7 protein-coding genes and 1 pseudogene are annotated in these 7718 nt (G+C 53.3%); all 8 read left to right on the forward strand.

What is annotated here, in order from left to right; translation table 11 throughout:
• The first annotated feature begins 22 nt into the window (after positions 1 to 22).
• Entirely contained in the window at positions 23 to 763 is a 741-nt protein-coding gene (locus JW499_RS10500) for a thioredoxin fold domain-containing protein (RefSeq protein WP_205210543.1), read from the forward strand.
• 194 nt (positions 764 to 957) lie between these two features.
• Positions 958 to 2253 (forward strand): homoserine dehydrogenase, encoded by a 1296-nt coding sequence (locus JW499_RS10505; protein WP_205210544.1) that lies wholly within the window; start codon positions 958 to 960, stop codon positions 2251 to 2253.
• Positions 2254 to 2281: 28 nt separating this feature from the next.
• Positions 2282 to 3676 (forward strand): threonine synthase, encoded by a 1395-nt coding sequence (thrC, locus tag JW499_RS10510; protein WP_205210545.1) that lies wholly within the window; start codon positions 2282 to 2284, stop codon positions 3674 to 3676.
• 72 nt (positions 3677 to 3748) lie between these two features.
• Entirely contained in the window at positions 3749 to 4558 is an 810-nt protein-coding gene (locus JW499_RS10515; RefSeq protein ID WP_205210546.1) for a YdcF family protein, read from the forward strand.
• Positions 4551 to 6284: a single-stranded-DNA-specific exonuclease RecJ gene (recJ, locus tag JW499_RS10520; protein ID WP_205210547.1), complete on the forward strand. Its 1734-nt coding sequence runs from the start codon at positions 4551 to 4553 to the stop codon at positions 6282 to 6284. Before JW499_RS10515 ends, recJ begins: the two co-directional genes overlap by 8 nt.
• 47 nt (positions 6285 to 6331) lie before the next feature.
• Positions 6332 to 6514, forward strand: coding sequence for a hypothetical protein (locus JW499_RS10525; RefSeq protein WP_205210548.1), 183 nt, complete (start codon positions 6332 to 6334; stop codon positions 6512 to 6514).
• Positions 6511 to 7380: a deoxyribonuclease IV gene (nfo, locus tag JW499_RS10530; RefSeq protein ID WP_332874427.1), complete on the forward strand. Its 870-nt coding sequence runs from the start codon at positions 6511 to 6513 to the stop codon at positions 7378 to 7380. Before JW499_RS10525 ends, nfo begins: the two co-directional genes overlap by 4 nt.
• Before the next feature lie 96 nt (positions 7381 to 7476).
• Positions 7477 to 7718, forward strand: a pseudogene (locus JW499_RS10535) (phage late control D family protein); the annotation flags it as partial.

Raw genomic sequence — 7718 nt, forward strand, 5'->3', positions numbered from 1 at the left:
CGCCCGGATAGTTGAGGACATTATGCGAAAAATATTTTTTACCCTGGTAGCGATGACACTGCTGAGTTTCAATGCCTCAGCAGATGAAAGTAAAGAGGCGGCTATCCGTGCCGCACTGAGTTCGCTGAACAGCCAGGTTCCCATTGTAGCTGTGGCCGATGCTCAGTTCCCCGGTCTCTATGAGGTGACCCTGGCCAGTGGCGAAAAGTTGTATGTCAACGAAAGCGGTAGTCACTTTATTGTGGGTGAGGTGTATAAGGTTCAGGCGGATGGTCGTCTGGTTAATCTGACCGAAGAGGGTAAAAAAGCGGGTCGTATAGAGCAGCTGGCAGCTATTGCTCCAGAAGATATGATCATCTTTCCGGCCAAGGGGGAAACCAGGGCGCACATGACGGTTTTCACCGATACCGACTGCTTCTATTGCCGTAAGCTGCATAAAGAGATGGCACAGATTAATGCTCAGGGTATCGAGGTGCGTTATCTGGCGTTCCCCCGTGCCGGTGCAGGTTCTAAAACGCAAAAGGTGATGGATTCAATCTGGTGTGCTGATAAAGCGGATCAGGCTGAACTGTTTACCCAGGCAAAGTCCGGCCGGACGATTCCCGCGCTGAGCTGTGATAACAGCCCGGTGATGAGTCAGTATGAGCTGGGCCAGAAGATGGGGGTCACCGGAACGCCCGCCCTGGTGCTGCAGGATGGTACACTGGTGCCCGGATATATGCCTGCCGCTCAGCTGGCAAAAATGCTGGGTGTGGCGAACTGATACCGCTGGGATTTATTGATAAACAGGGAGCCTCAGGCTCCCTTTTTTGTGGCAAAACTTTTCGCAGTTTTTTTTAATCTCTGCCGGGGCGCTGCATAGAGCTTGTGCCCGGTTTTCGTTATAATGCCTGCCTGTTTTTTAACCGCAGAAAAGTCTGCCACTCGAATGGCAAAGTAAAAGCGCGAGGTAATGGTTTGAAACCTGTAAAAGTTGGTATCTGTGGTCTTGGCACCGTTGGTGGCGGTACGTTCAATGTACTGAAACGCAACGCGGAAGAGATCTCCCGTCGTGCGGGTCGTAACATCGTTGTAGAATCGATTGGCGCCCGTCGTGTAAATCCCGATTGCGACACCTGGGGTACCCATATTACAGGGGATATTTTTGAGATTGCCACCAACCCTGAAATCGACATCGTTGTTGAGCTGATCGGTGGCTATGACACCGCGCTGAAACTGGTGATGACCGCTATCGAAAACGGTAAGCATGTTGTCACTGCCAACAAAGCACTGATCGCTGTGCATGGTAATGAGATCTTTGAAGCGGCGCAGAAAAAGAATGTGATGGTGGCGTTTGAAGCCTCCGTTGCTGGTGGTATTCCGGTGATAAAGGCGATTCGTGAAGGGCTTTCCGGGAATAAAATCAACTGGCTGGCGGGGATCATCAACGGCACCGGTAACTTTATCCTCACCGAGATGCGTGACAAAGGCCGTGACTTCGCCGATGTGCTGGCCGAAGCGCAGGCGCTTGGTTATGCTGAAGCCGACCCAACCTTCGACGTTGAGGGGATTGATGCAGCCCATAAACTGACTATTCTGGCGTCTATCGCCTTTGGTATTCCGCTGCAGTTCGATAAAGCTTATACCGAAGGTATCAGCAATATCACCGCCGAAGATGTGCAGTATGCCGAGGAGCTGGGTTATCGTATTAAACATCTGGGTATCAGTCGTCGCACTGAGGCGGGTATTGAACTGCGGGTTCACCCCACCATGATTCCGGAGAAAGCGCTGCTGGCGAATGTGCATGGCGTCATGAACGCGGTGCTGGTGGATGGCGATGCGGTTGGTCAGACTATGTATTACGGTGCTGGTGCTGGAGCAGAGCCTACCGCCTCAGCGGTGGTGGCGGATATTGTTGATGTGGTTCGTACCCTGACCGCAGACCGGGATAACCGTGTGCCGCATCTGGCGTTTCAGCCAGGCAGCCTGTCGGAACTGCCGATCTTGCCGGTGGATGCGATTGTCAGTGGCTATTACCTGCGTCTGACCGTTAACGAGAAGCCCGGTGTGCTGGCTAAGGTCGCGTCAATTCTGAGCGAGGCTGAGATCAGCATTGATGCAATCGTGCAGAAAGAGACCCATCAGCAGCAGGTACCGATCATCATTCTGACTCAGGATGTTGAAGAGAAACGGATGAATGCTGCGATTGCTCAGATTGAAGCGCTGGCTGACGTGAATGAACCGGTTACCCGTATCCGTGTTGAACATCTGTAAGGCAACCGCAAGAGCAGGAATTTAGACAGTGAAATATATCTCTACCCGGGGCCAGGCCCCCGCACTGAATTTTGAAGAAGTACTGCTGGCCGGTCTGGCCAGCGATGGTGGCCTCTATGTGCCGGAAGTTCTGCCAACATTCAGTCAAGAGGAGGTCGCCTCCTGGGCGGGTCTGCCTTACAACGAGCTGGCATACAACATTATCAAGCCGTTTGTTGCTGGCTGTGTGGAAGACAACGATCTGAAGCAGATGATCGATGATACCTATGCTGGCTTTAACCACATCGCCATTGCGCCGCTGAAAGAGCTGGGTACCAATGAGTGGGTGCTGGAGCTGTTTCACGGCCCGACGCTGGCATTCAAAGATTTCGCCCTGCAACTTCTTGGGCGGCTGATGGATTATGCCCTGAGCAAACGTCAGGAACGTCTGGTGATTATGGGGGCGACCTCTGGTGATACCGGTTCTGCCGCGATTGAGGGCTGTCGCCACAGTGACCATCTGGATATCTTTATCCTGCACCCTTACAACCGTGTATCTGAAGTCCAGCGTAAGCAGATGACCACGATTCTTGAAGATAATGTCTTCAATATCGCTCTGGAAGGTAACTTCGATGATTGTCAGGAGATGGTTAAAGACAGTTTTGCCAACCAGGATTTTCTCCGCGGGCGTAAGCTGGGGGCAGTGAACTCGATCAACTGGGCGCGTATTATGTCCCAGATCGTTTACTACTTCTCCGCCTCCCTGGCGGTGGGTGGACCACACCGTGAAGTGGCATTCTCTGTGCCGACCGGTAACTTTGGCGATATTTTTGCCGGCTATCTGGCGAAGCAGATGGGCCTGCCGATCAGTCAACTGGTGGTGGCTACGAATAAGAACGATATCCTGCACCGGGTGATCTCTGGCAACGATATGAGTAAGGGGGAGCTGGTGCATACCCTGTCTCCGTCAATGGATATCATGGTGTCGTCTAACTTTGAACGTCTGCTGTTCGATGTTTACGGCCGTGATGGTGCAGCGATCAGTGAACTGATGGCTAAGTTTAAAACGCAGCCGGTGCAGCTGGATCAGGCGCGCTGGGAAGCGGTGCGTGAACTGTTCGATAGCTATGCCTGCGATGACGAGGCGACCTGTGAAGTGATCGCTAAAGTGGCCGCTGAGACCGGTTACCTGCTGGATCCGCATACCGCCATCGGAGTTGCTGCCGGTCGTGAATGTAATCGCGATGCCAGTGTGCCGATGATTGTGCTGTCCACTGCGCATCCGGTTAAATTCCCGGAAGCCGTGCTGAAAGCAGGCCTCGAATCACCTCAGCTGCCGACCCATATGGCGGATCTGTTTGAGCGTGAAGAGCGGTTTACCGTGTTGCCCAATCAACTGGCAACAGTGCAACAGTTTGTTGCAGATAACGTCCACGAAAAGTAATTACTTGCTGCTTTGATAATAGCCCGTTAGAGTCTCAGGCTTTAACGGGCTTTTTATTGGGGGATAATAAGCATGGACCTGTTTTTTCTGTTGTCGAAAGGTTTCTGGGTGTTAGCCAATCCAGGCAATCTGCTGATTCTGATACTGGTGATTGCGTTGTTTAAGGGCTGGCGGGCACTCTCTTCGGCGGTGGCATTCTGTCTGTTGCTGATTACCTTCTATCCGGTCGGCGATCTGCTGCTGCAGCCGCTGGAAAAGCGCTTCGCTCCACCGCAGGTGTTGCCGGATGAGATTGCCGGCATTATCGTCTTGGGGGGCGCAGAGGAAGCTGAGTTAAGTTCAATCTGGAAACAGCCCCAGTTTAATATGGCGGCGGAACGGGATATGCTGATGTTGCCGCTGATGCAGCGTTATACCGATGTTCCGGTTATTCTTACCGGTGGTTCAGGCTCGGTACGCAAGCCTGAGTTTCGCGGTGCCGATGTGCAGCAAACCTGGTTGCAGCAACAGCAGTTAGATAAACAGGTTATCTTTGAACGGGATTCCCGCAACACCTTCGAAAATGCTATCTATAGCCAGGGCGTTTTGCCGCCGGGAGCCGATTATGCTGATCCGCGGGGCTGGTTGCTGGTGACCTCTGCATTTCATATGCCGCGTTCAGTGGGCATCTTTCGTGGCCAGGGCTGGCATGTAATCCCCTATCCTGTTGATTATTACTCAAAACCTGCCGGGCTGAACAGCTGGCGGGCTGACCTTGGCCGTAACCTGTATGAGCTGTCTATCGGGGTGCGAGAATGGATCGGTCTGGGCGCTTACTATGTGACCGATAAAACCGATGAGCTGTTCCCTTCCGCGAATCTGGATATCAGTCTGAATGAGTGAACTCATTATCCGTCGCCGCGAGGCCGACCCGAACAGTAAAGTTTTCAGTCAGGTGCACCCGTTGCTGGCGCGTATTTACGCCAGTCGCGGTCTGGATAATGCTGAGGCTCTGGGACGAAGCCTGCAGCAGCTGCAAACCGGCCGGGATATGCTCGGGTTGGCACAGGCGGTCAAACGACTGGTTATGGCGTTGCAGCAGGATCAGCATATTCTGATTATCGGTGACTTTGACTGCGATGGTGCCACCAGTACTGCAGTAGCTGTGCTGGGACTGGGGATGATGGGCGCCAACCGGGTCAGTTATCTGGTACCCAACCGGTTTGAGTTTGGCTATGGCTTAAGCCCGGAAATTGTAAACGTGGCGGCGCAGCAACAGCCCGATCTGATTATTACGGTAGATAACGGCATCTCCAGTGTCAGCGGGGTTGCTGAAGCGAATGCGCTGGGTATCGATGTATTGATTACCGACCACCATCTGCCTGGCGACCAGCTGCCGGATGCCTGCGCCATCGTTAATCCAAATCAACCGGGTTGTAACTTCAGTGAGAAATCCACCTGTGGCGTGGGCGTAATCTTCTATGTGATGACCGCGTTGCGCCGCGCTTTAGAAGAGCAGAACTGGTTTGAAGTCCGGGGCCTGGCTAAACCTAATCTCGGTAGTTTGCTGGATCTGGTGGCACTGGGGACGGTGGCCGATGTCGTGCCACTGGAACAGAACAACCGCACCCTGGTCTATCAGGGGCTGCAACGGATCCGCTCGGGTAAAGCCCGGCCGGGCATTATGGCGCTGATTGAGATTAGCGGGCGTCAGCGAAGTCGTCTGACGGCGACGGATCTCGGCTTTGCTCTGGCCCCCCGGTTGAATGCTGCGGGTCGTCTGGACGATATGTCGATCGGTATTGAGTGCCTTCTGACCAATGACCCGGAATGTGCGCAAAAGCTGGCGCTGCAACTGGATACCCTGAATCAGGAACGCCGCGGAATCGAGCAGGAGATGCAGCAGCAGGCGGTAGCGCTGCTGGATGAGTTGCAGCTGGATGCTGAAGGGGAGTTGCCCTTCGGTCTCTGCCTCTATGATCCGGACTGGCACCAGGGGGTGATCGGTATCCTGGCGTCGAGAATTAAGGATAAACTCAATCGCCCGGTGGTCGCTTTTGCCATCGGCGATGAGGGGGAACTTAAGGGGTCTGCCCGCTCAGTGACCGGCTTTCATATCCGTGATGGCCTGGACGTGGTGGCGGCAAAACATCCTGAGCTGCTGAAAAAGTTTGGTGGCCATGCGATGGCCGCCGGTATGACCATTGCAGCCGACAATCTGGGGCTGTTTCAACAGGCGTTTGATGCTGAAGTTCGGCGTCAGCTAACCGCCGAACAGCTGCAACATGCGGTATTGACGGATGGCACCCTCACGGGTGCTGAACTATCGATGGAGATTGCGGAACTGTTACGGGAGTCGGGCCCCTGGGGGCATCAGTTTCCGGAACCGTTGTTTGATGGCGAGTTCTCCCTGCTACAGCAGCGAATCGTCGGTCAGCGGCACCTGAAACTGGTATTAATGGAGCCGCAAAGTGGTATCGCCATTGATGCGATCCACTTTAATGCCGATACTGATATCTGGCCGAATGACGCCATTCAGCGGGTTCGCGCTGTGTACCGGCTGGATATAAACGAGTTTCGCGGCCAGCGCAGTCTGCAACTGATGATTGACCACCTGCTGCCCCTCTGACGGGCAGCCATTTTTGATGAAGAACTATTATTTAAGAGAATTACACCATGAATGATTTTACCCTGGACGAACTGAATACCCTGGTCGCTGTATTTGAGAAGGCCGGTATTAGCGATGATGGCAGTGCTGAAGCGCTGATGTTCAGCCGTATTAAAACCGCACAGGCAGAGCGTGCTGAACTGGAAAGTATGGATTTTGATGATTGTCTGGGTGGTGCCTGCAAGCTGTGAGTCGCGCTTTTTTGAATTATTTTGTCGGCGCCCATGTCAGTGCTAGTGGCGGGGTGGAAAATGCCCCGCTCAACGCTGCTAAACTCGGTGCCAATGCATTTGCCCTGTTTACTAAAAACCAGCGTCGCTGGGAGGCCAAACCGCTGACTAAGGGCAACATCAGTACGTTTCGTGATAGTTGTGAGCGGTTAGGCTTTACGCCTGAACAGATCCTCCCCCATGACAGCTATCTGATCAATCTGGGCCATCCGGAACCTGAGGCGTTAGAAAAATCCCGTGCCGCATTTATCGACGAACTGCAGCGCTGTGAGCAGCTGGGTCTGTGCTATCTCAACTTTCACCCGGGCAGTCATCTGCGTAAGGTGGATGAAGAAACCTGCCTTAACACCATCGCCGAATCGATCAATATCGCCCTGGATAAAACCGCCGGGGTGACCGCCGTAATTGAAAATACCGCCGGTCAGGGCAGTAATCTGGGCTGTCGTTTCGAGCATCTGGCTCATATTATCGACCGTGTTGAAGATAAAAGCCGGGTCGGTGTCTGTCTCGATACCTGCCACACCTTCGCGTCCGGTTATGACCTGCGTGACCGGGCTGACTGTGAACAGACCTTCGCCGAGTTTGAACGGATTGTCGGTTTTGACTATCTCAAAGGGATGCACCTGAACGACTCCAAAACGGCGTTCGACAGCCGTAAAGACCGTCATCACAGTCTCGGGATGGGCGAGATCGGTCTGGAAGTGTTCCGCTTTATTATGTCCGATGACCGTTTTCGTGGTATTCCGCTGGTGCTGGAAACCATCGATGAGACGATCTGGGCGGAAGAGATTCAGATGTTGCGAGGATTTACTGATCTGAATTGGTAAATAGCCTGTACGGCATGCAACTTGCTGTATAAAATAACACCTATACAGTTTTCTGACAGGGGCCTGGAAGCCCCTCTCCGTTAAAAGGATTTAACGATGTTTCTTAACGCAAACGAAGAACGCTTTTTCTTTCAGCTACAGAATACAGACGATTCAGAACAGTTCAGTCTGGTCAGGCTTAACGGTGCCGAAGAGATCTCGGCGCTGTTTGCGTTTGCCATCGAAGTGGTCTCAGACGATGGCGATATCGACTTCGCTACGCTGATCGGCCAGCCAGCGTTTGTTACCCTGCTGGATCAGACCGATGGCAGCGATGAGCTTACCCGTTATATCCACGG

It is taken from the genome of Amphritea pacifica (assembly GCF_016924145.1).
Lineage (GTDB): Bacteria > Pseudomonadota > Gammaproteobacteria > Pseudomonadales > Balneatricaceae > Amphritea > Amphritea pacifica.

Coding starts and splice junctions, on each gene's coding strand:
- JW499_RS10525 (WP_205210548.1), top strand. CDS start 6,332: ATGAATGATTTTACCCTGGACGAACTGAATACCCTGGTCGCTGTATTT.
- recJ (WP_205210547.1), top strand. CDS start 4,551: ATGAGTGAACTCATTATCCGTCGCCGCGAGGCCGACCCGAACAGTAAA.
- JW499_RS10500 (WP_205210543.1), top strand. CDS start 23: ATGCGAAAAATATTTTTTACCCTGGTAGCGATGACACTGCTGAGTTTC.
- JW499_RS10515 (WP_205210546.1), top strand. CDS start 3,749: ATGGACCTGTTTTTTCTGTTGTCGAAAGGTTTCTGGGTGTTAGCCAAT.